This window comes from Streptomyces sp. CB02056 (assembly GCF_001905545.1).
Taxonomy (GTDB): domain Bacteria; phylum Actinomycetota; class Actinomycetes; order Streptomycetales; family Streptomycetaceae; genus Kitasatospora.
This window is the reverse complement of the sequence record NZ_LIPD01000001.1, coordinates 471,721-495,160: the sequence shown is the minus strand read 5'-3', so window position 1 is coordinate 495,160 and position 23,440 is coordinate 471,721. Positions and strand designations below refer to the sequence as shown.

At 73.7% G+C, this 23,440-nt stretch carries 22 protein-coding genes and 1 pseudogene; 14 read left to right on the top strand and 9 right to left on the bottom strand.

Translation table 11 applies throughout. From position 1 onward, the window contains the following. Positions 1 to 235 precede the first annotated feature (235 nt). Positions 236 to 1,762: a cysteine desulfurase/sulfurtransferase TusA family protein gene (locus tag AMK13_RS02155; protein WP_074001185.1), complete on the top strand. Its 1,527-nt coding sequence runs from the start codon at positions 236 to 238 to the stop codon at positions 1,760 to 1,762. On the opposite strand, the gene AMK13_RS02150 is transcribed toward AMK13_RS02155, so the two are convergent. Continuing rightward, positions 1,755 to 2,732 (bottom strand): carbohydrate kinase family protein, encoded by a 978-nt coding sequence (locus tag AMK13_RS02150; protein ID WP_049651843.1) that lies wholly within the window; start codon positions 2,730 to 2,732, stop codon positions 1,755 to 1,757. The two genes, AMK13_RS02155 and AMK13_RS02150, sit on opposite strands and share 8 nt — an antisense overlap. Before the next feature lie 272 nt (positions 2,733 to 3,004). Between AMK13_RS02150 and AMK13_RS02145 the strand changes: the two genes are divergently transcribed. Further along, on the top strand, positions 3,005 to 3,211 hold the full coding sequence (locus tag AMK13_RS02145) for a hypothetical protein (RefSeq protein ID WP_049651844.1): 207 nt from the start codon (positions 3,005 to 3,007) through the stop codon (positions 3,209 to 3,211). Positions 3,212 to 3,345: 134 nt separating this feature from the next. Beyond that, positions 3,346 to 4,038 (top strand): hypothetical protein, encoded by a 693-nt coding sequence (locus AMK13_RS02140; RefSeq protein WP_074000887.1) that lies wholly within the window; start codon positions 3,346 to 3,348, stop codon positions 4,036 to 4,038. A gap of 74 nt (positions 4,039 to 4,112) precedes the next feature. Here AMK13_RS02140 and erpA read toward each other — a convergent pair whose 3' ends face one another. Further along, a complete protein-coding gene (gene erpA, locus AMK13_RS02135) occupies positions 4,113 to 4,466 on the bottom strand; it encodes an iron-sulfur cluster insertion protein ErpA (RefSeq protein ID WP_049651846.1) in 354 nt (117 codons plus the stop codon). 245 nt (positions 4,467 to 4,711) lie between these two features. Between erpA and AMK13_RS02130 the strand changes: the two genes are divergently transcribed. Further along, the gene (locus AMK13_RS02130; protein WP_074001184.1) at positions 4,712 to 5,575 is read left to right on the top strand and encodes a GNAT family N-acetyltransferase; all 864 of its coding nucleotides are present in this window, start codon (positions 4,712 to 4,714) and stop codon (positions 5,573 to 5,575) included. 62 nt (positions 5,576 to 5,637) lie between these two features. On the opposite strand, the gene AMK13_RS02125 is transcribed toward AMK13_RS02130, so the two are convergent. The 3 genes from AMK13_RS02125 to AMK13_RS02115 all read right to left on the bottom strand — a co-directional run bounded on the left by AMK13_RS02125 (position 5,638) and on the right by AMK13_RS02115 (position 8,732). Further along, entirely contained in the window at positions 5,638 to 7,005 is a 1,368-nt protein-coding gene (locus AMK13_RS02125; RefSeq protein WP_107418643.1) for a pyridoxal phosphate-dependent decarboxylase family protein, read from the bottom strand. Positions 7,006 to 7,204: 199 nt separating this feature from the next. Continuing rightward, on the bottom strand, positions 7,205 to 7,669 hold the full coding sequence (locus tag AMK13_RS02120; protein WP_049651848.1) for an Lrp/AsnC family transcriptional regulator: 465 nt from the start codon (positions 7,667 to 7,669) through the stop codon (positions 7,205 to 7,207). Between the two features lie 139 nt (positions 7,670 to 7,808). Then, on the bottom strand, positions 7,809 to 8,732 hold the full coding sequence (locus AMK13_RS02115) for an NADP-dependent oxidoreductase (RefSeq protein ID WP_074000885.1): 924 nt from the start codon (positions 8,730 to 8,732) through the stop codon (positions 7,809 to 7,811). Between the two features lie 191 nt (positions 8,733 to 8,923). On the opposite strand from AMK13_RS02115, the gene nadA reads away from it, so the two are divergent. Then, entirely contained in the window at positions 8,924 to 10,108 is a 1,185-nt protein-coding gene (gene nadA, locus AMK13_RS02110; protein ID WP_241852716.1) for a quinolinate synthase NadA, read from the top strand. A gap of 81 nt (positions 10,109 to 10,189) precedes the next feature. On the opposite strand, the gene pspAA is transcribed toward nadA, so the two are convergent. Next, entirely contained in the window at positions 10,190 to 10,483 is a 294-nt protein-coding gene (gene pspAA / locus AMK13_RS02105; protein ID WP_049651850.1) for a PspA-associated protein PspAA, read from the bottom strand. A 37-nt stretch (positions 10,484 to 10,520) separates the two neighbouring features. Then, positions 10,521 to 11,309, bottom strand: coding sequence for a PspA/IM30 family protein (locus tag AMK13_RS02100; RefSeq protein ID WP_049651861.1), 789 nt, complete (start codon positions 11,307 to 11,309; stop codon positions 10,521 to 10,523). A 316-nt stretch (positions 11,310 to 11,625) separates the two neighbouring features. Here AMK13_RS02100 and AMK13_RS40790 point away from each other — a divergent pair, with 316 nt between their 5' ends. Both AMK13_RS40790 and AMK13_RS02090 read left to right on the top strand, forming a co-directional pair. Beyond that, positions 11,626 to 12,225 (top strand): DUF3043 domain-containing protein, encoded by a 600-nt coding sequence (locus AMK13_RS40790; RefSeq protein ID WP_241852715.1) that lies wholly within the window; start codon positions 11,626 to 11,628, stop codon positions 12,223 to 12,225. A 179-nt stretch (positions 12,226 to 12,404) separates the two neighbouring features. Next, on the top strand, positions 12,405 to 13,145 hold the full coding sequence (locus AMK13_RS02090; protein WP_181970803.1) for a class I SAM-dependent methyltransferase: 741 nt from the start codon (positions 12,405 to 12,407) through the stop codon (positions 13,143 to 13,145). A gap of 30 nt (positions 13,146 to 13,175) precedes the next feature. On the opposite strand, the gene AMK13_RS02085 is transcribed toward AMK13_RS02090, so the two are convergent. Beyond that, positions 13,176 to 13,376 (bottom strand): hypothetical protein, encoded by a 201-nt coding sequence (locus AMK13_RS02085; protein WP_049651853.1) that lies wholly within the window; start codon positions 13,374 to 13,376, stop codon positions 13,176 to 13,178. 123 nt (positions 13,377 to 13,499) lie between these two features. Here AMK13_RS02085 and cobU point away from each other — a divergent pair. The 7 genes and pseudogenes from cobU to AMK13_RS02050 all read left to right on the top strand — a co-directional run. Further along, positions 13,500 to 14,060, top strand: a pseudogene (gene cobU / locus AMK13_RS02080) (bifunctional adenosylcobinamide kinase/adenosylcobinamide-phosphate guanylyltransferase); the annotation flags it as partial. Between the two features lie 28 nt (positions 14,061 to 14,088). After that, entirely contained in the window at positions 14,089 to 15,213 is a 1,125-nt protein-coding gene (locus AMK13_RS02075) for a nicotinate-nucleotide--dimethylbenzimidazole phosphoribosyltransferase (RefSeq protein ID WP_049651854.1), read from the top strand. Between the two features lie 119 nt (positions 15,214 to 15,332). Beyond that, on the top strand, positions 15,333 to 16,124 hold the full coding sequence (locus AMK13_RS02070; RefSeq protein WP_074000883.1) for an adenosylcobinamide-GDP ribazoletransferase: 792 nt from the start codon (positions 15,333 to 15,335) through the stop codon (positions 16,122 to 16,124). Positions 16,125 to 16,383: 259 nt separating this feature from the next. After that, on the top strand, positions 16,384 to 17,886 hold the full coding sequence (locus tag AMK13_RS02065; protein ID WP_074000882.1) for a leucyl aminopeptidase: 1,503 nt from the start codon (positions 16,384 to 16,386) through the stop codon (positions 17,884 to 17,886). 411 nt (positions 17,887 to 18,297) lie between these two features. Then, positions 18,298 to 19,704, top strand: a complete 1,407-nt coding sequence (gene lpdA / locus AMK13_RS02060) for a dihydrolipoyl dehydrogenase (RefSeq protein ID WP_107086631.1) — start codon at positions 18,298 to 18,300, stop codon at positions 19,702 to 19,704. A gap of 80 nt (positions 19,705 to 19,784) precedes the next feature. After that, the gene (gene sucB, locus AMK13_RS02055; protein ID WP_074000881.1) at positions 19,785 to 21,575 is read left to right on the top strand and encodes a 2-oxoglutarate dehydrogenase, E2 component, dihydrolipoamide succinyltransferase; all 1,791 of its coding nucleotides are present in this window, start codon (positions 19,785 to 19,787) and stop codon (positions 21,573 to 21,575) included. A 181-nt stretch (positions 21,576 to 21,756) separates the two neighbouring features. Then, positions 21,757 to 22,272 (top strand): DUF4240 domain-containing protein, encoded by a 516-nt coding sequence (locus tag AMK13_RS02050; RefSeq protein WP_049658975.1) that lies wholly within the window; start codon positions 21,757 to 21,759, stop codon positions 22,270 to 22,272. A gap of 41 nt (positions 22,273 to 22,313) precedes the next feature. Here AMK13_RS02050 and AMK13_RS43305 read toward each other — a convergent pair whose 3' ends face one another. Then, positions 22,314 to 23,408, bottom strand: a complete 1,095-nt coding sequence (locus AMK13_RS43305) for a DUF2510 domain-containing protein (protein ID WP_074000880.1) — start codon at positions 23,406 to 23,408, stop codon at positions 22,314 to 22,316. Between the last annotated feature and the right edge of the window lie 32 nt (positions 23,409 to 23,440).

Sequence of the window (23,440 nt, the reverse complement as noted above, 5' to 3'; positions counted from 1 at the left end):
GACGGGCAGCCCCCGGTAACGCGCCGCCCGCTAGCCCGATCAGGCCCGGTGGGGGCTGCGCCGCAGGTCATCGTAGGCATTCGAGGTCCGTACGCCCGATCGGGGGATGACCTCGGGCGACGCCCGTGACGGCCCGTCGGGCGCGGACGAAGCGGACATTCGGGATGATCGACTGACGGCGGGTGAGCCGCGCGACCGACCGGGGACGCGGCCGGGTGTGTCGTTAAATGTGACCGTGTACTTCGACGCGGCCTCGACGGCCCCTCTGCACCCCGTCGCCCGGCAGGCGCTGACCGCCGCCCTGGACGAGGGCTGGGCCGATCCGGCCCGGCTGTACCGCTCCGGCCGGCAGGCCCGGATGCTGCTGGACGCCGCCCGCGAGACGGTGGCCGCGGTGCTGGGCACCCGGGCGGACGAGATCTCCTTCACCGCGAGCGGCACCCAGGCCGTCCAGCTCGGCCTGCTGGGCGCGCTGGCCGGGAACCGGCGGCGCGGCGGCCACTTCGTGCACTCCTCGGTGGAGCACTCCAGCGTGCTGCACGTCGCCGAACGCCACGAAAGCGCCGGGGGCGAGGTGTCGGTGGCGCCGGTCGACCGGGGCGGCCGGGCCGACCCGGCGGCCTTCGCCGCGCTGCTGCGACCGGACACCGCGCTGGCCGCGCTGCAGAGCGCCAACCACGAGGTCGGGACGGTGCAGCCGGTCGGCGAGGTCGCCGCGCTGTGCGCCGGGGCCGGCGTCCCGCTGCTGGTGGACGCGGCGCAGAGCGCCGGTCGGGCGGACGTCCCGGCGGGCTGGTCGCTGCTGACCGCGAGCGCCCACAAGTGGGGCGGCCCGCCCGGGGTCGGGGTGCTGGCGGTCCGCAAGGGCGTCCGGTACGCCTCGCCGCTGCCGGCCGACGAGCGCGAGGGCGGCCGGGTGCCCGGCTACGTCAACGTCCCGGCGATCGTGGCCGCGGCCGCCTCGCTGCGCGCCGTACGGGCCGAGGCCGAGCGGGAGAACGCCCGGCTGCACGCGCTGGTGGAGCGGATCCGCACCCGGGTGCCGAGGCTGGTGCCCGAGGTCGAGGTGGTCGGCGACCCGGTGCGGCGGCTGCCGCACATCGTCACCTTCTCCTGTCTGTACGTCGACGGGGAGGTGCTGCTGACCGAGCTGGACCGGGCCGGCTTCGCGGTCTCCTCCGGCTCCTCCTGCACCTCGTCCACGCTGACGCCCAGCCATGTGCTGGCGGCGATGGGGGTGCTCACCGAGGGGAACGTCCGGGTCTCGCTGCCGTACGGGACGGCCGAGGCCGACGTGGAGCGCTTCCTCGCGGTGCTGCCGGACCTGGTGGCCGGCGTCCGGGCGCCGCTCGGGCTGGACCTGCCGGCTCCCGGGCCGGCGCCCGCCGCGATCGGGGCTGCGCCCCGAGCCGAAGGGCGCGCCGGTGCCGAAAGCGAGGAGCGACAAGCGGCCGACGAAGGAGGGAGTGCCGGAGCGAGGAGCGTCGGCGCCGGGTCAGAGCGCCCGGAGGCGAGCGGGCGGGTCACAGTGATCGACGCGCTGGGCAAGCGCTGCCCGCTGCCGGTGATCGAGCTGGCGAAGCGGATCGGCGAGGTGCCGCCGGGTGGCACGGTCGTCGTGCTGGCGGACGACGAGGCGGCCCGGCTGGACATCCCGGCCTGGTGCGGGATGCGCGGACAGGAGTACGCGGGCGAGGCCCCGGCCGCCGAGTACGGCGGCGACCGGGGCTCGGCCTACCTCGTCGTCCGGCGGACTACTTGACCAGGCGGGCGCTGATCTCGGTGGCCGCCTCGGCGCCGTAGGCCTCCTCGAAGCGCTTCAGGAAGGCGGCCGGGCGCAGCTCGTACTCCTGGGTGCCGACGGTCTCGATCACCAGGGTGGCGAGCATGCAGCCGATCTGGGCGGAGCGCTCCAGGTCGAGGTCCCAGGACAGGCCGGCCAGGAAGCCCGCGCGGAAGGCGTCGCCGACGCCGGTCGGGTCGACCTTGGCCTCCTCCTTGGCGCAGCCGACCACGATCGGCGCCTCGCCCTTGCGCTCGATCCGGACGCCCTTGCTGCCCAGGGTGGTGATCCGGGTGCCGACGCGGGTGAGCAGCTCCTCGGCGCCCCAGCCGGTCTTGGTCTCGATCAGCGCGGCCTCGTACTCGTTGGTGAAGAGGTACGCGGCGCCGTCCACGATCTCGCGGATGTCCTCGCCCTCCAGGCGGGCCAGCTGCTGGGAGGGGTCGGCGGCGAAGGCGTAGCCGCGGGTGCGGCACTCCTGGGTGTGGCGGACCATGCCCTGCGGGTCGTCGGCGCCGACCAGGACGAGGTCCAGGCCGCCGACGCGGTCGGCGATCGGCTTCAGCTCGATGTTGCGGGCCTCGGCCATGGCACCGGTGTAGAACGAGGCGATCTGGTTGTGGTCCTCGTCCGTGGTGCACATGAAGCGCGCGGTGTGCCGGGTCTCGGAGATGTGGACGGAGTCGCAGTCCACGTTGTTGCGCTCCAGCCAGCTGCGGTACTCGGCGAAGTCCGCACCGGCGGCGCCGACCAGGACCGGGCGCAGGCCGAGCACACCCATGCCGAAGGCGATGTTCGGCGCGACGCCGCCGCGGCGGATGTCCAGGGTGTCGACCAGGAAGGACAGCGACACGGTGTGCAGCTGCTCGGCGACGAGCTGGTCGGCGAACCGGCCGGGGAACGTCATCAGGTGGTCGGTGGCGATCGAGCCGGCGACGGCGATACGCACGGGGGGTCTCCTCAGGGTGGCTGCGGGGCCAGCGGGCAGGCGGGGACGAACCCGCCTACGGTACCCGGCCCCGGGGAGCGCCCGGCAAGAGTGCCGCAAGTTGCCGCCCCACGGCCATGGTGGCACCCGTCGCCCTCCTCCGTGTACTACCTCCCGGTAGCACTGGTGGGCGGCCGGGCCCCTGCCTAGGGTCGGCCGTGGGGGGCCCGTCGTGCGGGCCCCGTCGTCGACCGCGGCAGCGTGGCCGCGGCCCTGGATCGGAGCGATACCGGATGATGACCGACCACTGTGCCCTGCCCGTCCTGCGGACCGAGGACGGCGAGACGCTCGACGCCCTGCTGGACTCCTCCCGGCGGCTGCGCCGGTTCTGGCCGCAGCTCGCGGCCGGCCCGGAGCCCGTCGCCCCCGCCTCGACCGGCTTCCGGGTGTCCTCCGGGGCCCAGCGGGTGGTCGCCGGGATGGCCGAGTACGGCTTCTGAGCCCGCGCCGGACCGGATCGGCCCCGCGTGGAACCGCCGCGGAACCGGTGCGGAACCGGATCCGACCGGAGCACGTCACATCCGCGCGGAGCGGCGAGGAGGCGGCACCGCTGAACCCTCGGGAGGATGTGCAGATGGATCTGGAGACGATGCCCCGGCGCGGTCGGCGAGCGGTGGCCCTGACGGGTCTGGTGCTGGCGGCGGTGGTGACGGTGGCCGGCTGCGGCAGCGGCGGCGGCAAGCCCGCCTCGGACGCGGCGACGAGCGGCTCGGCCGCCGCGTCCGCCTCGGCCAGTGCCTCGCCGCCGGCCCCGGCGGACTCCGCGAGCCCGTCCTCGGCGGCTCCGACCGGGAGTTCCTCCGGGGCCGCGCAGCCGGCCCAGCCGCCGACCGGCTTCACACCCAGCCCGGCCTCGCCCCCGCCCGGGCAGCCGGCCCCGGCCACTCCCCCGGGCAACGGGATCGCGGTGGGCGAGCCGAACCCGAACGGTTCGGACGCGCCCGTCCGTCCGCCGGTCGCCTACCGGGTGGACGGCACCACCAAGCTGACCGTCTACTTCTTCGGCGGGGTCTGCACCACGTACGCGCTGAAGGCGGACGAGTCGCAGCCGGGCCGGGTGGACGTGCTGGTCGTGCCGGGCCCGCCCACCGTCCAGCCGGGGCAGGTCTGCAACGCGCTGGCCAAGCGGCAGTCGGTCGCGGCCGACCTGCGCTCGCCGCTGGCCGGGCGGACGGTGGTCGACAGGACGAGCGGTCAGGAGCTGCCGCTGGAGGGCGACCCGCACATGGGGCCGGACCCGGTCACCCCGGACGTCGCGGGGCGGTAGGCGCCGCGGCGCCCGCGGGCGGAAACGGAAAGGCGGCCCCGGGGATCACCCCGGGGCCGCCTTCCGCAGCGGGCTTAGCTGAACGAGTCGCCGCAGGCGCAGGAGCCGGTGGCGTTCGGGTTGTCGATGGTGAAGCCCTGCTTCTCGATGGTGTCGACGAAGTCGACGGTGGCGCCGCCCAGGTACGGGGCGCTCATCCGGTCGGTGACGACCTTGACGCCGTCGAAGTCCTTGATCACGTCACCGTCGAGCGAGCGCTCGTCGAAGAACAGCTGGTAACGCAGGCCGGAGCAGCCACCGGGCTGGACGGCGACGCGCAGCGCGAGGTCCTCGCGGCCTTCCTGCTCCAGCAGGGCCTTGACCTTGGCCGCGGCGGCATCGGTGAGGAGGATGCCACTCTCGACGGTGGTCTCGTCCTGGACGGTCATCTGCTTTCTCCCGGTCTTGACGACGGTCTGCCGCCAGTGCCAACCAACGGCCGTCCGGTTTCATTTCCCGGGCGGCGATCGATTTCTGCGGCCTGTTCGCGGCTGGTTGTCCGTAGGCCGGGTGTGCCACCCGCGTCCCCTACGCTCCCCATGCTCGCACACCCCCGGAGGGCCGGTCACCGCCCGAGGCACGGATCCGGGTGAACGGGCCCCACGGCCGCCCGTCGGACGCCAGGATGGTCGGCATGATCCTTCGCCAGGTCAGGGACACCGCAGCGGACGCGGAGGTCGTCCGGGAACTGTCCTTCGCCGCGTTCGCCGCACCGTCCGACGACCCCGCGCGGCCACCGCGGCCGACGCCGCTGCAGCTGGCCCGGACCAGGCACCTGGCGCGCACCGATCCCGGGGGCTGCTGGCTGGCGGAGAGCGGCGGGCAGGCGGTCGGGGTGGTGCTGTCGATGCGCCGCGAGGGCCTGTGGACGCCCTCGCTGTTCGCCGTCCGGCCGTCCGCGCAGGGCCGGGGGGTGGGGCGGCTGCTGTTCGAACGGGCGATGGCGCACGCCCGGGGCTGCCTGCGCGGGATGGTCTGCGCCTCCGGCTCCCCGGCGGCGGCCCGCCGCTACCGGCTGGCCGGGTTCACCCTGCACCCGGCGATGCGGCTGACCGGGACGGTGGACCGGCAGGGGCTGATCGATCCGGGCGACATACCGGTGCACCGCGGCAACGCCACCCACCTGCACCTGCTGGACTCGGTGGACCGCCGGCTGCGCGGGTCCGCGCACGGGCCGGACCACGAGCTGATGCTCGGGCACTTCGAGGAGCTGCTGGTCGCGGACGCGCTGGCCGGCAGCGGCTACTGCTACCGGGACGGCGGCACGGTGCGGCTGCTGGCGGCCACCAGCAAGCGGATCGGGGCCCGGCTGCTGCGCGAGGCGCTGGCCCGGGTGCCGGACGGGGCCGAGGCGCGGGTGGAGTACCTGACCGCCGAGCAGGAGTGGGCGCTGGACGTCGGGCTGGAGGTCGGGCTGACGCCGGAGACCGGCGGCTTCGTCGGGGTGCGCGGGATGCGGCCGCCGGCGCCGTACCTGCCGAACGGGGCGTTCCTGTAGGCGGGCACGCGTACGGCCCCCTCCGGAGCGCTCCGGAGGGGGCCGTACGGACGTCAGGGTGCTCAGACCATGGTGTCCAGGATCTCCTTGACCATCTCCATGGTGGTGCCCGGGTGCAGGAAGGCGAAGCGGGCGACCGTCTCGCCGTCCCAGCCGGTGGGGGTGACGAAGCCGATCTGGTCCGCGAGCAGCTGCTGCGACCAGCGGTAGTAGTCGTCGTTGGTCCAGCCCCTGCGCTTGAAGCAGACCGCCGAGAGCTGCGGGTCGAACAGCAGCTCCAGGTGCTCGCTCTCGCGGATCAGCTGGGCCGTCTCCCGGGCCAGGGTGAGGCCGGCCTCGATGGCGTCGGTGTAGGCCTGGACGCCGTGGACGGCCAGCGAGAACCAGAGCGGCAGGCCGCGGGCGCGCCGGGTCAGGTGGTAGGCGTAGTCGGTGGGGTTCCACTCGTCGCCCTCGGTGTGCAGGACGTCCAGGTAGGAGGCGTCCTGGGTGTGCACGGCGCGGGCGAGCTGGGGGTTGCGGTAGATCAGCGCGGCGCAGTCGAAGGGGGCGAACAGCCACTTGTGCGGGTCGACCACGAAGGAGTCGGCGTGCTCGATGCCGCTGTAGCGCTCACGCACCGAGGGGGCGAACAGGCCCGCGCCGCCGTAGGCGCCGTCCACGTGGAACCAGAGGTCGCGCTCGCGGGCGACCTCGGCCAGGCCGGCCAGGTCGTCGACGATGCCCTCGTTGGTGGTGCCGGCGGTGCCGACGACGGCGATCACCGTCTCCGGGTTCGGGTCGGCGGCCAGGGCGGCGCGCAGCGCCTCGCCGGTGAAGCGCCGGTTGACGGTCGGGACCTTGAAGGCCTCGACGCCGATGATGTTGAAGGTGTTCTTGACCGAGGAGTGCACCTGGTCGGCGACGGCTATCCGCAGCCGGGCCTCCGGGCCGACACCCAGCTTGCGGCGGGCGGTGTCGCGGGCGACCACCAGGGCGGAGAGGTTGCCCGCCGAGCCGCCGGACACGAAGCAGCCGCCGGCCGACTGGGGCAGGCCCGCGCGGTCGGCGATCAGGCGCAGCACCTGGTTCTCGGCGGCGATCGCGCCGGCCGCCTCCAGCCAGGAGATGCCCTGGAGGGAGGCGCAGGAGACGACCATGTCGAACAGCAGCGCGGCCTTGGTCGGGGCGCACGGGATGAAGGACAGGTAGCGGGGGCTGTCGGCGGAGATGACCGCCCGGGACAGCTCGTGGTCGTAGAGCTTGAGCACGTCGACCGGGTTGTTGCCGTCCTGGTTCAGCAGGCCGGCCAGCTGGGTGCGCAGGTGCTCGCCGTCACCGGGGTGGTCGAGCGGGACGGGGTCGTACTGCAGCCGCTCCCGCATGTAGTCGAAAACCAGGTCGACCAGCTCGTTGTCGGGCCGGTGCATGCGGTCGGGTGCTGCGGACACGGCGGTCCCTCTCGGCGTGGGGGTGTCGGGGGGCGTCCGGTCGGCGGGACGCTTCACCGCGACGACCGGACGTGATCAGCGTAGGCAGCACCGGGCCCTCCCCGCGCGTCGGAACGCGGCTGGTCAGGCAGGTTTCGGGCGTCTTCGGGCGGGTCCGCGCAGGATTCCTGCGTACGGTCCGGGGGCGGCCGGCGGGCGGTCAGCCGATGAGCTGGGAGAGGACCACCGAGGAGCGGCTGCGCTGCACTCCGGGCTCGCGCCGGATGCGCTCGATGACGGCCTCCAGGTGGCGCATGTCGGCGGCCCGCAGGTGCACCAGGGCGTCCGGGTCGCCGGTGACCGTCCAGGCGGCGACCACCTCGGGGAACTGCCGCAGGCTGGCGAGGATCTCCTCGGGGGCGGTGCGCTCGCGGCAGTAGACCTCGACGAAGGCCTCGGTCTGCCAGCCCAGCACGGACGGGTCGAGCACCACGGTGAAGCCCCGCACCACGCCGCGCGCCCGCAGCCGGTCGATCCGCCGGCGCACGGCGGTGGCGGAGAGGTTCACCTGCAGCCCGATCTCGGCGTACGAGGCGCGGCCGTCGCTGCCGAGCCGGGCGAGCAGGAGCCGGTCGGTCTCGTCCAGGTCGGCCCCGACCACCTCGTGCGCTCGGCTGCTGGTCATGGGTGAGGGGCTCCACGGGTCGTACGGGGGGTTCGGCGGGGCGCTCCGGCGGTGGGCTGCCACTGCCGAAACGGTTCGCCACCATTCTGGCGGATGACCTGGACGAGTTCACCGCCGTCGGATGACGGGCGGGCGGCCGTCACGGGACGAGCAGCACGATCTTCCCCCGGGTACGGCCCTCGGCGCTGAGCGCCTGGGCGGAGGCGGCCTGGGCCAACGGGAAGGTGGAGGCGACGGTGACGGTCAGCCGGCCGTCGTCGGCGAGCGCGGCCAGCTCGGCGAGGTCGTCGGCGTCCGGACGGACCCAGACGTACCGGCCGCCGAGCGCCTTGACCCCGTAGTCGGTGATCGAGGCGATCCGGCCCGGGTCCGCCACCAGGCCGGCCGAGAGCTGGACGGCGCCGTGGCCGACCAGGTCGAGGGCGGCGTCCACCCCGTCGGGGGCGAGCGCGCGGACCCGGTCGGCCAGGCCCTCGCCGTACACCACCGGCTCGGCGCCGAGGCCGCGCAGGAAGTCGTGGTTGCGCTCGGCCGCGGTGCCGATCACCCGGGCACCGCGGGCCCGGGCCACCTGCACCGCCAGGTGGCCGACCCCGCCCGCGGCGGCGTGCACCAGGACGGTCTCCCCCTCGGCGAGGCGCAGCGCCCGCAGGCCCTGCAGGGCGGTGAGCCCGGCCAGCGGCAGGCCGCCGGCCTGCGCCCAGTCCAGCGCGGCCGGCTTGCGGGCCAGGGTGCGGACCGGGGCGGAGACCAGTTCGGCGTAGGTGCCGTGCTCGACGGCGTCCTTGCGGACGTAGCCGTACACCTCGTCGCCCGGGGCGAACTCGGTGATCCCGCCGCCGACCGCGCGGACCACGCCGGCCACGTCCCAGCCCATGACCAGCGGGAAGTGCGCGTCGAGGATGCCGTCCAGGGCGCCGTCCCGGACCTTCCAGTCCACCGGGTTCACCCCGGCTGCCCGGACCTCGACCAGTACGGAGTCGGGCCCGACCTTGGGGTCGGGCAGGTCGGTGTACTCGACCACCTCGGGGCCGCCGTAGCGGTTGATCGCGATTGCTTTCATGGGCTCAGCCATACCCGTCGGCTTCGAAGTATCGATTCGGCCACGCCCGGAAGCATCCGATTCGACGAGCGGTTCTCGTCACATCGACAGGATGGCCATCGTCACTCTGACGCTAAGCGGTTAGAATAGATAGCGTCAGTTAGACGAAAAGGCCCCACCGCTAGCTCGGCCGCACAGAAGGGCACCCGCCCGTGACCACCACCATCACCGAGACCCACGGCGTCGACCCCACTCCGACGCCGCTCGCTCTGCTGCTGCTCGGCCGCGAGGCCGACCCGAACAGCGAGCGCGGCGTCGAATGCCCCGGTGACCTCCCCCCGGCCTCCGACCCCCACCTCGTCGAGCGCGCCCGCGCGGCCAAGACCGCGCTCGGCGACCGCGTCTTCATCCTCGGCCACCACTACCAGCGCGACGAGGTGATCGAGTTCGCCGACGTCACCGGCGACTCCTTCAAGCTCGCCCGCGACGCGGCCGCCCGCCCCGAGGCCGAGTACATCGTCTTCTGCGGCGTGCACTTCATGGCCGAGTCCGCGGACATCCTCACCAGCGACCGCCAGCAGGTCGTCCTGCCGGACCTCGCGGCCGGCTGCTCGATGGCCGACATGGCCACCGCCGAGCAGGTCGCCGAGTGCTGGGACGCGCTGACGGACGCCGGCATAGCCGACGTCACCGTCCCGGTCTCGTACATGAACTCCTCCGCCGACATCAAGGCCTTCACCGGCCGGCACGGCGGCCTCATCTGCACCTCCTCCAACGCCAAGCGCGCCCTGGAGTGGGCCTTCGAGCAGGGGCAGAAGGTGCTCTTCCTGCCCGACCAGCACCTCGGCCGCAACACCGCCGTACGGGACATGGGCTTCTCGCTGGACGACTGCGTCGTCTACAACCCGCACCGGCCGAACGGCGGCCTGACCGCCGAGCAGCTGCGGGACGCCAAGATGATCCTCTGGCGCGGCCACTGCTCGGTGCACGGCCGGTTCAGCCTGGACTCGGTGAACGACGTCCGCGAGCGGATCCCCGGCGTGAACGTCCTGGTGCACCCCGAGTGCAAGCACGAGGTCGTCGCGGCCGCCGACATGGTGGGCTCGACCGAGTACATCATCAAGGCGCTGGACGCCGCCGAGCCCGGCTCCAAGTGGGCCATCGGCACCGAGCTGAACCTGGTCCGCCGCCTGGCCAAGGCGCACCCGGACAAGGAGATCGTCTTCCTGGACCGGGCGGTCTGCTTCTGCTCGACCATGAACCGGATCGACCTGCCGCACCTGGTCTGGGCGCTGGAGTCGCTGGTCGAGGGCCGGGTGCCGAACGTGATCACCGTCGACCCGGAGACCGAGACGTACGCCAAGGCGGCGCTGGACCGGATGCTGGCCCTGCCGTAGCCGTCCGCGGACAACAGCCGAAGGGCGGGCCCCCTCCGTGGTGGAGGGGGCCCGCCCTTTCGTCTGGCAGCGGCCGCGGCCCTACTCCGGGAAGCCCGGGATCACGCCCTCGCCGTCGGCCATCAGCAGCTCGCGGACCTCGTCGATCGTCGCGTCGGCGCTCGGCAGGATCAGCTCGGACGGCTCCAGCGAATCCAGCGGCACCGGGGTGCCGTACTGCTTCACCGCCTCGATGAGCTTGCCGTAGGCCTCACGGAAGAGCGCCTCGTCCCCCGACTCCACTGCGGTGACGAGCTCGGCGTCGAGCTCGTTGAGCAGGTTCAGGTGGTCGTCGCCCACCTCGTACTGCCCCTCACCCATGACCCTCATGATCATGCCGTGCGTCTCCCTGGTTCGTGGGGTCGAGCTCAGATCACTTGTTGTAGTTGATGCGCGGGGTGTCCTGCTGCGGCTGCGGCTGGACGTCCTGCTTGCCCTGCTCGATCGCGGCGGGGCCGGCCGAGGAGGGACCGGAGAGCTCGGCCTTCATCCGGGCCAGCTCCAGCTCGACGTCGGAACCGCCGGCCACCCGCTCCAGCTCGGCCTCGATGTCGTCCTTGCGGCCGAGACCGCTCGCGTCGTCGAGCGCACCGGAGGCCAGCAGCTCGTCGATCGCGCCCGCCCGGGCCTGCATCTGGGCGGTCTTGTCCTCGGCACGCTGGATCGCCAGGCCGACGTCGCCCATCTCCTCCGAGATCCCGGAGAAGGACTCGGCGATGCGGGTCTGCGCCTGGGCGGCGGTGTACGTCGCCTTGATGGTCTCCTTCTTGGTGCGGAAGGCGTCCACCTTGGCCTGAAGTCGCTGGGAGGCGAGGGTGAGCTTCTCCTCCTCGGCCTGGAGCTGCTGGTACTGCGTCTCCAGGTCGTTGATCTGCGACTGCATGTTGGCCTTGCGGGTCAGCGCCTCGCGGGCGAGGTCCTCCCGGCCGAGCGACAGCGCCTTGCGGCCCTGGTCCTCGTACTTCGCCGACTGCTGCTGGAGCTGCGTCAGCTGGAGTTCGAGCCGCTTGCGCGAGGTCGCGACATCCGCGACACCACGCCGTACCTTCTGGAGCAGCTCAAGCTGCTTCTGGTAGGAGTAGTCAAGCGTCTCACGCGGATCCTCCGCCCGATCCAAGGCCTTGTTCGCCTTGGAGCGGAAGATCAGCCCCATACGCTTCATGATTCCGTCGCTCATGGGCCTCGGGTGCCCCCTTCTCCGGCCTGCGGTCTCTATCTCGTTACCAGACACGACGAGTGTATGTGCAGCGAGCCCTTCGCCGCAGTGCACCTGCCTGCAACAAGACTGCTACAGCGACCAGTGGCGTTTCCTCCTCCCCCGGGTGGATCCGCCCCTCATCCCCCCCATCGTCCATCCGACTGATCCCCTACGGGAAGGGCCCGGGAAACCCGCTTCGGACGGCGACCTGGCGGTATCGATATGTGTTCGGTTCCGAGGGCGCCCGTGGAAGCCGCGTCGCACCCCGTACGCTGGTGGTGTGTTCCGACGCCGTTCAGATGATGCCGCCGCCTCCGCCACCGTGCTGGAGAAGCAGGACGAGACGACCCAGGCCCGCGATCCGCAGGCCAAGAAGGGCCGCCCCACCCCCAAGCGCAGTGAGGCCGAGGCCAACCGGCGTACCCGGGTGACCGTGCCCAAGGACCGCAAGGAGGCCGCCCGCCAGGGGCGCGAGCGGATGCGCGCCGAGCGCGAGAAGCAGCGCCAGGCGCTGATGAACGGCGACGAGCGCCACCTGCCGGCCCGTGACAAGGGCCCGGTGCGCAAGTTCGCCCGCGACTACGTGGACTCCCGCTGGTCGCTGGCCGAGTTCTTCCTGCCGGCCGCCGTGGTCATCCTGGTGCTCAGCATCGTCAAGGTGCCGGCGCTCCAGCTGCTCTCCACGCTGCTGTTCCTGCTGTTCTTCGTGCTGGTGATCCTGGACTTCGTCCGCCTCGGCTTCGGCCTGCGCAAGCAGCTGGCCGAGCGCTTCGCCGACCAGAACACCCGCGGCGCCGTCGCGTACGGCATCATGCGCACCCTCCAGATGCGCCGGCTGCGCCTGCCCAAGCCGCAGGTGCGGCGCGGGGAGAAGCCCTGACCGCCGAACCGGTCGGCTCCGGCTGGGCCCCGCCCTCCTGGGAGGGGCCCGGCCTCTACGCACTCCCCGGGCAGGGCGGCGCGCTTCCGGGGCAGGGCGACGGCGGCCACGACCGCCTCGCCCAGGAGCGCCGGCTGCCCTCGCGCAGCGGCTCCTTCGCGGGCGGCACCGGCGCCTGGCTGGACCGGCTCGGCGGGCTGCGCAACTTCGTCCGCCAGGAGCTCGTCGCCCGCCAGCTCGCCGAACAGCTGGCCGGCCGCAGCGGGCAGCGCGTCCTCGACATCGGCTGCGGCCAGGGCACCCAGGCCCTGCGGCTGGCCCGGGCCGGCCACTACGTCACCGGGATCGACTCGGACCCGGTCGCGCTCGGCGTCGCCCAGGGGGCGCTCGCCGAGGAGCCGCCGGAGGTCCGCGGCCGGATGCAGCTGCTCAGCGGCGACGGCCACCAGTGCGGGCGCTGGTTCGGCCCGCGCAGCTTCGACGTGGTGCTCTGCCACGGCGTCCTGATGTACCTGCCCGACCCGGACCCGATGATCGCCTCGCTGGCCCGGCTGCTGGCGCCCGGGGGGCTGCTCTCGCTGCTGGTCCGCAACCGCGACGCGCTCGCCCTGCGGCCGGCCGCCGCCGGGGACTGGCGGGCCGCCCTGCACGCCTTCGAGAGCGACCGGTACTACAACCGGCTCGGACTGGCCGCACGGGCCGACCGGCTCGCCGACCTCACCGTCACCCTCTCCGAGGTGTCCGTCCCGCTGCGGCACTGGTACGGCGTGCGGGTCTTCACCGACAGCGCCCCGGACGACGCGGCCCCGCCGGTGGACGGGCGGCAGCTGGCCCAGCTCCTGGAAGCCGAGGACCGGGCCGGCCGCACCGACCCGTACCGGCAGGTCGCCGCGCTCCTGCACGTGATCGGGGCGAAGTAGCCGCGCCGCGGCCGCTCCACCCCGTCCGCGCTACTCCTCGCCCAGGCTCATCGAGTAGACGACCCGGTCGTCCTCCAGCAGCACCGCGGTGTCCACACCGTCCTCCGCGAGCTGCTTCCAGGTCTCCCCGATCCAGGTCTCGGCGTCCCCCTGGCCGGCGAACTCCTCCTGGCCGGCGCCCGGCGTCACCGCACTGCCGTCCGCCTTCTCGTACCGCCACGTCCAGACCATGCCGGCTCCTCCCACTGACCACGCTGCCTGTGTTGCTGCGCACCATAGCCTGCCCGGCCCGATCTTCCGTATGCCTGCTCCGGCAGGATGGACGGCATGGCGACCCGATCCGAGCCCACCCGTCCCCCGCTGCCCCGCACCCTGCTGCTCGGCGGCGCCCGCTCCGGCAAGTCCACCCGCGCCGAGCAGCTGCTCGCCGACCGTCCGGACGTCCTGTACGTGGCCACCGGCGGCACCCGCGACGGCGACGCCGAGTGGGCCCAGCGGGTCGCGCTGCACCGGGAGCGCCGGCCGGCGAGCTGGCGCACCGCCGAGACCTGCGACCTGGAGGCCGTGCTGGCCGACCCGGCCGACCCGGCACCGGTGCTGGTCGACTGCCTCGCCCTGTGGCTGACCGCCGTGATGGACGAGTGCGGCGCCTGGGACGACGAGGTCTGGGCGGCCGGCGGCGAGGCCGCCGTGCAGCGCCGCTGCGAGGCGCTGGCGCGGGCCTGGGCGGCCACCGGACGGACCGCCGTCGCGGTGAGCAACGAGGTCGGCATGGGCGTCGTCCCGGCCACCGCCGCGGGCCGCCGCTTCCGCGACACCCTGGGCCGGCTCAACATGGCCGTGGCGGACGCCTCCGAGCGGGTCCTGCTGGTGGTGGCCGGTCAGGTGCTGACCGTCAAGCCAGCCGTTGGCTGAACACCCGCGCCGTGTAGCCTTCCGGACGATGGACACGACCGTGGATCTCGATACGTTCTCCTCGCTCGTCGAGCGCCCCGACGAGAGCGCCCGGCGGGCCGCCGAGGAGCGCTGGCAGGCGGCCGACCGGCCGCGCGGCGGGCTCGGCCGGCTCGAGGAGCTGGGCAGCTGGCTGGCCTCCGTACAGGGGCGCTCGCCGGTGCTGCCCGTCTCCGCCCCCAAGGTGCTGCTGTTCGCCGCCGACCACGGCGTGGCGGCGCTCGGGGTCTCCCGGATGCCCGCCCGGGGCGGCACCGCGGCCCGGGTGCGGGCCGTGCTCGACGGCAGCGCGCCGGTGTCCCGGCTGGCCGCGCGCTACGGCGCCCAGGTGCGGGTCGTCGACGTCGCCGTGGACGCCGACCCGACCGACTTCCCGGACGAGGTGGTCGCCCACCGGATCCGGCGCGGCTCCGGGCGGATCGACGTCGAGGACGCGCTCACCGCCCAGGAGACCGTCCGGGCGTTCCGGGCCGGCATGGCCGTCGCCGACGAGGAGGCCGACGCCGGCACCGACCTGGTGCTGCTCGGCGACCTCGGGGTCGGCGCCACCACGGTGGCCGGCGTGCTGGTCGGCGCGCTCTGCGGGACCGACGCGGCGGCGGTGACCGGGCGCGGCTCCGGGATCGACGACCGGGTGTGGATGGTCAAGTGCGCCACCATCCGGGACTCGCTGCGGCGGGCCCGGCCGGTGCTCGGCGACCAGCTGGCCCTGCTCGGCGCCACCGGCGGCGCCGACTTCGCCGCGATCACCGGCTTCCTGCTCCAGGCGGCCGTCCGACGACTGCCGGTGGTGCTGGACGGCGTGGTCTCGGCGGCCTGCGCGCTGGTCGCACAGCGGATCGCCTTCCGGGCGCCGGAGTGGTGGCGCGCCGGGCAGTCCAGCGGCGAGCCGGCCCAGGCGAAGGCGTACGACCGGCTGACCCTGACGCCGCTGCAGGACCAGGGCATCACCATGGGCGAGGGCGTCGGCGCGCTGCTGGCGCTGCCGCTGCTCCAGGCCGCGGGGGACGTGCTCGCGGACGAGGCGCCGAAGCCCTTCGTGCCGGCGGCGCCGGGCGCGCCGAAGGAGCAGCCGAGGCTGCCCTCGGCGGCGGATCTGCTGCGGAAGCTGTAGCGGCGGCCCCGGCCGTCCGGAGAACGCCCCTTCGCCGGGGCGTTCTTGCTTTCCCGCCCTCTCCTACTGTCCTGCTGTCTGACTGTCCTGCTGTCTGACCCTTCGAGAGGAACACGCACATGACGGACCGCGGCGACCGGGCCGGCTGGGCCGAGGGCCTGCGGTTCGGGTTCGGGACGCTGTCCGTGCTGCGGGTGCGGGTGGAGCGCTGGGACCGGGCCGCGGCGGCCCGGGCGATGGTGACGGCCCCGGTGGTCGGGCTGGTGCTGGGCACCCTGGCGGCCGTGGTCGGGGCCCTGGTGGCCTGGCGGGCGGGCGGGCCGCTCGGCGCGGTGGCCGCGGTGGGGGTGCTCGCCGGGCTGACCCGGGGTCTGCACCTGGACGGCCTGGCGGACGTCGCCGACGGGCTGGGCAGCGGGAAGCCGGCCGAGGACGCGCTGCGCATCATGAAGCAGTCCGACATCGGTCCGTTCGGCGTCCTGACCCTGGTCCTCGTCCTGCTCGCCCAGGTGGCCGCGCTGGCCGGACAGTTCGGCCACTCCCCGCTGCGCGGCGCGCTCGCGGTGCTCGCCTCGGCGACGGCCGCCCGCTGCGCGCTCGCCTGGGGCTGTCTGCGCTCGGTGCCGGCCGCCCGGCCGGGCGGGCTGGGGGCGATGGTCGCGGGCACCGTGCCGCCCGCCGGGGCCGCCGCCGCGACGGCCGCCGCCGCGCTCGCCCTGGCCGCGGCCGGACTGCTCGACGGATGGTCAGTTCTCCGCCTCCCGCTGGCCGTTGCGGTCGGCACGGGCTGCTCCTGGCTGCTGCTCCGGCGGTGCGTGCGCAGGTTCGGCGGGATCACCGGGGACGTGCTCGGCGCGATGGCCGAAACCGCCGCGACCGCCTCGCTGTTCGCCCTGGCGTTGCTCGGCTGACACCGGGCGGCGCGTGATCCCACCATGCGGACTACCATGCGTGGAGCACCGCAGCCCTGCACCGTGGCAGGTCCTGCCCGCCCGGCGCGTACCGAGGAGCCGGGGCCTCTGGTGTACGCGGCCACCCCGGCGGACGCGCGCAGCCAGGGGGCCCGGACCCGGAGGCCCGCCGGCGGACGGCCTGCGACGGCGCGGGCTGCGCCGGTGCGGCAGCCTCGCCGTGGCCGGCCGTGGACCGCGAAAGAACAGGACGCATTACGTGACTGCATTGTCTGTGAGCACCTCCTCCGCCGCCTCGCTGCGCGCGGACGCCCTGGTGGTCGGTGTCGCGAAGGGCCCGAAGGGCATCGTGCTGGCCCCCGGTGCCGAGGCCGTGAACGAGGCGTTCGAGGGCAAGCTGACCGAGGTCCTCAGCACCCTGGGCGCGACCGGCGCCGAGGGCGAGGCCGTCAAGGTCCCCTCCCCCGCCGGCCTGAAGGCCGCGCTCGTGCTCGCGGTCGGCCTGGGCGAGGCCGCCGAGGACGGTTACGCGCTGGAGACGCTGCGCCGCGCCGCCGGTGTCGCCGCCCGCACCCTGGCCGGTGCCAAGAAGGCCGCGCTGGCCCTGCCGGCCGAGTCCGCTGCGGACATCGAGGCGGTCGCGCTGGGCGGCCTGCTCGGCTCGTACGCCTTCGGCACCTACAAGGGCGACGGCAACGGCAAGGAGCCGGTCGGCGAGCTGGTCGTGCTGGCCGCCCGCAAGGGCAGCAAGGACGCCAAGGCCGCCGTGGAGCGCGCCACCGCGATCGGCGAGGAGATGAACCGGGCCCGCGACCTGGTCAACACCGCGCCGAACGACCTGAACCCGAAGAGCTTCGCCGCGCTCGCCCAGGCGGCCGGCAAGGAGCACGGCCTCAAGGTCGAGGTGCTGGACGAGAAGGCGCTGACCAAGGGCGGCTTCGGCGGCCTGATCGGCGTCGGCATCGGCTCGGCGAACCCGCCCCGCCTGGTGAAGGTGTCCTACACCCACCCGAAGGCCAAGGCCACCCTGGCGTTCGTCGGCAAGGGCATCACCTACGACTCGGGCGGCATCTCGCTGAAGCCGGCCGGCCACAACGAGACCATGAAGTGCGACATGGCCGGCGCCGCCGCCGTGTTCGCCGCCGTGGTGGCCGCCAAGCGCCTGGGCCTGGCCGTCAACGTGACCGGCTGGCTGGCGCTGGCCGAGAACATGCCGTCCGGCTCCGCCACCCGCCCCGGCGACGTGCTGCGGATGTACGGCGGCAAGACCGTCGAGGTGCTGAACACCGACGCCGAGGGCCGCCTGGTGCTGGCCGACGCGATCGTGCGGGCCGGCGAGGAGAACCCGGACGTCATCGTCGACGTGGCCACCCTGACCGGCGCCATGGTGCTGGCCCTGGGCAACCGCACCTTCGGTGTGATGTCGAACAACGACGAGCTGCGCGACGGCCTGCACGCCCTGGCCGGCGAGGTGGGCGAGCAGTCCTGGCCGATGCCGCTGCCGGCCGACCTGCGCAAGGGCATGACCGAGTCGACCATCGCCGACCTGGCCAACATGGGCGAGCGGATGGGCGGCGGCCTGGTGGCCGGCCTGTTCCTGAAGGAGTTCGTGGCCGAGGGCACCGACTGGGCGCACCTGGACATCGCCGGTCCCGCGTTCCACGAGAGCGCGCCGTACGGCTACACCCCGAAGGGCGGCACCGCGAGCGCGGTGCGCACCCTGGTCCGCTTCGCCGAGCAGCGGGCGAACGGCAAGGCCTGACCCGGACACCCCTGACCCGGGGCGTCCCCCGGTCCAGGACCCGCTGCGACGGGGCCCGGCGCACACGCGCCGGGCCCCGTCGGCGTTCCGGCCCGGTTACCCGCGAGTAGGCCGGAGCGCCGCGACGCACGCCTGTTCGCTGCGGGCGAAACTTTGTTCCACAGTGCGGAAGAAGCCGTGGCGGATGGCGCGGAAGACGCCCGTCCGGCGGCTGTCAACACCGCTCTGAGCTGCGATGATGCCCTTCCGTCGGGGGCGTTCCCGCCCCGGTGACCACTCCGCGGGACACCCCTGGGGCGGACCCGGACATCAGCCACCGTGAACAAGTGCGAAGATGTATTTCCGGCACGACTGGGCGCCCCACAAAGGCTTCCGACCCACCGGACCGCGACCGGCCCGGCGACCCACCCCATGCATGGAGGACGTGACGTGGCGAACGACGCCAGCACCGTTTTCGACGTAGTCATTCTCGGAGGCGGAAGCGGCGGTTACGCCGCGGCGCTCCGCGCCGCTCAGCTGGGCCTGAGTGTTGCCCTGGTCGAGAAGGGTGAGCTGGGCGGCACCTGCCTGCACCGCGGCTGCATCCCGACCAAGGCGCTGCTGCACGCCGCGGAGATCGCGGACGAGACGAAGGAGGCCGCCGAGTTCGGCGTCCTGGCCACCTTCCAGGGCATCGACATCAACGGCGTCCACAAGTACAAGGACGACGTGATCGCCGGCCTGTACAAGGGCCTCCAGGGCCTGGTGGCCTCCCGCAAGGTCACCTTCATCCAGGGCGAGGGCAAGCTCTCCTCGCAGACCTCGGTGGACGTCAACGGCCAGCGCATCGAAGGCCGCCACATCGTCCTGGCCACCGGCTCCGTGCCGCGCTCGATCCCGGGCCTGGAGATCGACGGCAACCGCGTGATCTCCTCGGACCACGCCCTCAAGCTCGACCGCATCCCGAAGTCGGTCGTCATCCTCGGCGGCGGCGTGATCGGCGTCGAGTTCGCCTCGGTCTGGAAGTCCTTCGGCGTCGAGGTCACCATCGTCGAGGCGCTGCCGCACCTCGTCCCGCTGGAGGACGAGAACTCCTCCAAGCTGCTGGAGCGCGCGTTCCGCAAGCGCGGCATCAAGTTCGAGCTGAAGGCCCGCTTCTCGGGCGTGGAGTACACCGAGACCGGTGTCCGCGTCTCCACCGAGAACGGCAAGCAGATCGACGCCGACCTGCTGCTCGTCGCCATCGGCCGCGGCCCCGTCTCGGCCGGCCTCGGCTACGAGGAGAACGGCGTCGCGATGGACCGCGGCTACGTCCTCGTCGACGAGTACATGCGCACCAACGTGCCCACCATCTCCGCCGTCGGCGACCTCGCCCCGACCCTCCAGCTGGCCCACGTCGGCTTCGCCGAGGGCATCCTGGTCGCCGAGCGCCTGGCCGGCCTCAAGCCGGTGCCGATCGACTACGACGGCGTTCCGCGGGTGACCTACTCCAACCCCGAGGTGGCCTCCGTCGGCATCTCCGAGGCCAAGGCCGTCGAGCTGTACGGCAAGGACAAGGTCGTCACCCTGAAGTACAACCTGGCCGGCAACGGCAAGAGCAAGATCCTGAAGACCGCCGGCGAGATCAAGCTCGTCCAGGTCAAGGACGGCGCCGTGGTCGGCGTCCACATGGTCGGCGCCCGCATGGGCGAGCAGGTCGGTGAAGCCCAGCTGATCTACAACTGGGAGGCGCTCCCGGCCGAGGTCGCGCAGCTCATCCACGCGCACCCGACCCAGTCCGAGGCCCTGGGCGAGGCGCACCTGGCGCTGGCCGGCAAGCCGCTGCACGCGCACGACTGATCACGCCCCACCCCCTTTCCCGGTACTTCCCGTACGCAAGTACTTCCCGTACGCAAGACTTGATAGGAGTCGCTGAAACCATGGCGGTCTCAGTAACACTGCCCGCGCTGGGCGAGAGCGTTTCCGAGGGCACCGTCACCCGCTGGCTGAAGGCCGAGGGTGAGCGTGTCGAGGTCGACGAGCCGCTGCTGGAGGTGTCGACCGACAAGGTCGACACCGAGATCCCGGCCCCGGCCTCCGGCATCCTGGCCTCGATCAAGGTCGCCGAGGACGAGACCGTCGAGGTGGGCGCCGAGCTGGCGATCATCGACGACGGCTCGGGCGCCCCGGTCGCCGCCGCGGCCCCGGCCGTCGAGGCCGCGCCGGCCCCGGTCGCCGCCCCCGCTCCGGTCGCTGCCCCGGCTCCGGTCGCCGCTCCGGCCCCCGTTGCCGCCCCGGCCCCGGCCGCCGCTCCGGCCGCCGACGCCACCCCGGTGCTGCTGCCCGCGCTGGGCGAGTCGGTCACCGAGGGCACCGTCACCCGCTGGCTGAAGGCCGAGGGCGACACCGTCGAGGTCGACGAGCCGCTGCTGGAGGTGTCGACCGACAAGGTCGACACCGAGATCCCGTCGCCGGTCGCCGGCACCGTGGTGAAGATCCTGGTCGCCGAGGACGAGACCGCCGAGGTCGGCGCCCAGCTCGCGCTGATCGGTGCCGCCGGTGCCGTCGCCGCCGCTCCGGCTCCGGTCGCCGCTCCGGTCCCGGCCCCGGTCGCCGCTCCGGCTCCGGTTGCCGCTCCGGTCCCGGCCCCGGTTGCCGCCCCGGCTCCGGTTGCCGCTCCGGCCCCCGTCGCTCCGGCCGCTCCGGTCGCCGCCCCGGCTCCGGTTGCCGCCCCCGCCCCGGTTGCCGCTCCGGCCCCCGTTGCCGCCCCGGCTCCGGTCGCCCCGGCCGCTCCGGTGGCCGACAGCGGTGACGCCTACGTCACCCCGCTGGTGCGCAAGCTCGCCGCCGAGCACGGCGTCGCGCTGTCCTCCGTCGCCGGCACCGGCGTCGGCGGCCGCATCCGCAAGCAGGACGTCATCGCCGCCGCGGAGGCCGCCAAGGCCGCTCCGGCCCCGGTCGCCGCCGCCGCCCCGGCCGCCGCGCCGAAGGCCGCCGCCGCGCCGTCCGCCCTGCGCGGTCAGACCGTCAAGATGACCCGCATGCGCAAGGTCATCGGCGACAACATGCTGAAGGCGCTGCACGAGCAGGCCCAGCTGACCAGCGTGGTCGAGGTGGACGTCACCAAGATCATGTCGCTGCGCGCCAAGGCGAAGGAGGGCTTCCTGGCCCGCGAGGGCGTCAAGCTCTCCCCGATGCCGTTCTTCGTCAAGGCCGCCGCCCAGGCGCTGAAGGTCCACGCGGTCGTCAACGCCCGGATCAACGACGCCGAGGGCACGGTCACCTACTTCGACACCGAGAACATCGGTATCGCGGTGGACTCCGAGAAGGGCCTGATGACCCCGGTCATCAAGGGCGCGGGCGACCTCAACATCGCCGGCATCTCGAAGAAGACCGCCGAGCTGGCCAGCAAGGTCCGCGACAGCAAGATCACCCCGGACGAGCTGTCCGGCGCCACCTTCACCATCAGCAACACCGGCTCGCGCGGTGCGCTGTTCGACACCGTGATCGTGCCGCCGAACCAGGTCGCCATCCTGGGCATCGGCGCCACCGTCAAGCGCCCGGTCGTCATCGAGGCCGACGGCGGCACCGCCATCGGCATCCGCGACATGACCTACCTGTCGCTCTCCTACGACCACCGCCTGGTGGACGGCGCCGACGCCGCCCGCTACCTGGTCGCGGTCAAGGAGATCCTGGAGGCCGGCGAGTTCGAGGTCGAGCTCGGCCTCTGACCCCACCGGGTCCCCGCGGCACCCCGCGTACGGAACCCCGCGTCGTCCCCGGACGGCGCGGGGTTCCGCCGTTCCCGGCCCCCGGGCGCACCGGGTTCCGGGGCCCCGGGCACACCGGGCACGGGCCCGTGTCGAGTCGTGGCATGCGCGGAGGCGGCCGAACGGGGATGCTTGAGCGGTGATGGACGAGACGGACTTCTGGCAGATCATCGACGACACCCGGGACGCCGCCGACGGCGACCCCGACGAACAGGCCGACCTCCTGGTGGAACGGCTCCTCCAGCTGACCCCGGACGACGTGATCGACTTCGCCCGGCTGTTCCAGGCGCGGTTCCGGCGCGCCTACCGCAACGACCTGTGGGGCGCGGCCTACCTGCTGCTCGACGGCGCCTCGGACGACTCCTTCGACTACTTCCGCTTCTGGCTGATCGGCCAGGGCCGCGAGGTCTTCGAGGGCGGACTGGCCGAACCGGACGACCTGGCGGACCTGTTGCCGGAGTTCGACGAGGAGGAGGACGGCGACGCCGAGGACCTCGGCTACGCCGCCGACGAGGCGTACGAGCGGCTGACCGGGCTGCCGCTGCCCGAGGTGGGCGGGCGGCAGGCCGAGCAGCCGTCCGGGCCGGCGCTGGACTTCGACGACCCGGACGTGATGGCCAAGCGCTACCCCAAGCTCTGGGAGCGGTACGGGGATTAGGGCGTACCGGCCGGGCCGGCGGGCCGGCCCTCGCGGTTTCGTCAGGTGCTGCTGCCGGAGGAGCTGTCCTGCTGGATGCCGTTGAGGATCTGGTCCAGCGCCGAGAAGTCCGGCGCGGCCGGGCTGTCGTCCACGCCGCCCTCCATGACCACGTAGCCGCCGCCCTTGGCCGGGAGGGCAGCCAGCAGGACGTAGCCCTGGGTGCCGTCCGTGGTGCGGATGTGCCAGCGGGTGGCGTAGCCGAGCACCCCGGCCACCCTGACGTACCCGGATCCGGCGTCGGTGTGCGAGCTGACCCCGGAGAAGATCTGCCCGGCGTAGACGGGGATCTGGGCGTCGGCGGCCGCCTTGGGGGTGGTGCCCTGGACGGTGTCCTTCTCGACCGAGAACTGGCCGCGGATGCAGGAGCTGCCGTCCGGGCAGCTGTAGCGGCCGGTGCCGAGGTAGACCGTCGAGTGCGGCGGGTTGGTGGACACGTCCCAGCCGTCGAAGACCGGCACGGTGATCGCGTGCTGGGGGTCGGGGACGGTGCTCTTGACCACCGGCAGGGGCTTGGGCTTGGGGGTGGGCGTGGGCACGGTGGGGCTGGGGCTCGACGTGGGGCTGCCGCTCTGGGTCACGGTGACCGTGGGGTCCGGGGTCGGGTCCGCCCTCCGGTCGCCGCCGCCGCTGAACACGATGCCGGCGACGATCCCGCCCACGGCCAGCACGGCGACCGCGATGCCGATGACCAGGCCGGTCTGCGGCCCGGCCTTGGCCGCCGGGGGCGGCGGGTAGCCCGGGCCCGGGTACCCGTAGCCGGGGCCCTGGCCGGGGTAGGCGCCCTGGGCCGGGTAGCCGCCTTGGGCCTGGGCCTGGTAGGCGTCCTGGCCCGGGTAGCCGTAGGCCGGGGCCTGGTGGGCGTCCTGGCCCGGGTGGCCGTAGGGCGCCGCCGGGCCGCCGGGGTAGCCGTAGCCGGGCCGCTGGTCGGACGGCGGCCGGGTCTGGGTGGGGGCGTCGGCGAGCCCGCCCGCGACGCCGTCCTGGAGCGGTCGGACCTCGCTGCTCCAGGCGTTGCCGTCCCACCAGCGCTCGTGACCGGGGGTGCCGTCCGCACCCGGGACCGGGTACCACCCGGGAGGCGTCGAGTTGCTCACGGGCGTACGGTACCCGGCGCGGCGGCGGTCCA

Bases quoted from the DNA above. Each gene is read 5' to 3' on its own strand.
- AMK13_RS02145 (WP_049651844.1), top strand. From the start codon at position 3,005: ATGATGACCGACCACTGTGCCCTGCCCGTCCTGCGGACCGAGGACGGC.
- AMK13_RS02140 (WP_074000887.1), top strand. From the start codon at position 3,346: ATGGATCTGGAGACGATGCCCCGGCGCGGTCGGCGAGCGGTGGCCCTG.
- erpA (WP_049651846.1), bottom strand. From the start codon at position 4,466: ATGACCGTCCAGGACGAGACCACCGTCGAGAGTGGCATCCTCCTCACC.
- AMK13_RS02130 (WP_074001184.1), top strand. From the start codon at position 4,712: ATGATCCTTCGCCAGGTCAGGGACACCGCAGCGGACGCGGAGGTCGTC.
- AMK13_RS02120 (WP_049651848.1), bottom strand. From the start codon at position 7,669: ATGACCAGCAGCCGAGCGCACGAGGTGGTCGGGGCCGACCTGGACGAG.
- AMK13_RS02115 (WP_074000885.1), bottom strand. From the start codon at position 8,732: ATGAAAGCAATCGCGATCAACCGCTACGGCGGCCCCGAGGTGGTCGAG.
- pspAA (WP_049651850.1), bottom strand. From the start codon at position 10,483: ATGATCATGAGGGTCATGGGTGAGGGGCAGTACGAGGTGGGCGACGAC.
- AMK13_RS02100 (WP_049651861.1), bottom strand. From the start codon at position 11,309: ATGAAGCGTATGGGGCTGATCTTCCGCTCCAAGGCGAACAAGGCCTTG.
- AMK13_RS02085 (WP_049651853.1), bottom strand. From the start codon at position 13,376: ATGGTCTGGACGTGGCGGTACGAGAAGGCGGACGGCAGTGCGGTGACG.
- AMK13_RS02075 (WP_049651854.1), top strand. From the start codon at position 14,089: ATGGACACGACCGTGGATCTCGATACGTTCTCCTCGCTCGTCGAGCGC.
- AMK13_RS02070 (WP_074000883.1), top strand. From the start codon at position 15,333: ATGACGGACCGCGGCGACCGGGCCGGCTGGGCCGAGGGCCTGCGGTTC.
- lpdA (WP_107086631.1), top strand. From the start codon at position 18,298: ATGCATGGAGGACGTGACGTGGCGAACGACGCCAGCACCGTTTTCGAC.
- sucB (WP_074000881.1), top strand. From the start codon at position 19,785: ATGGCGGTCTCAGTAACACTGCCCGCGCTGGGCGAGAGCGTTTCCGAG.
- AMK13_RS02050 (WP_049658975.1), top strand. From the start codon at position 21,757: ATGGACGAGACGGACTTCTGGCAGATCATCGACGACACCCGGGACGCC.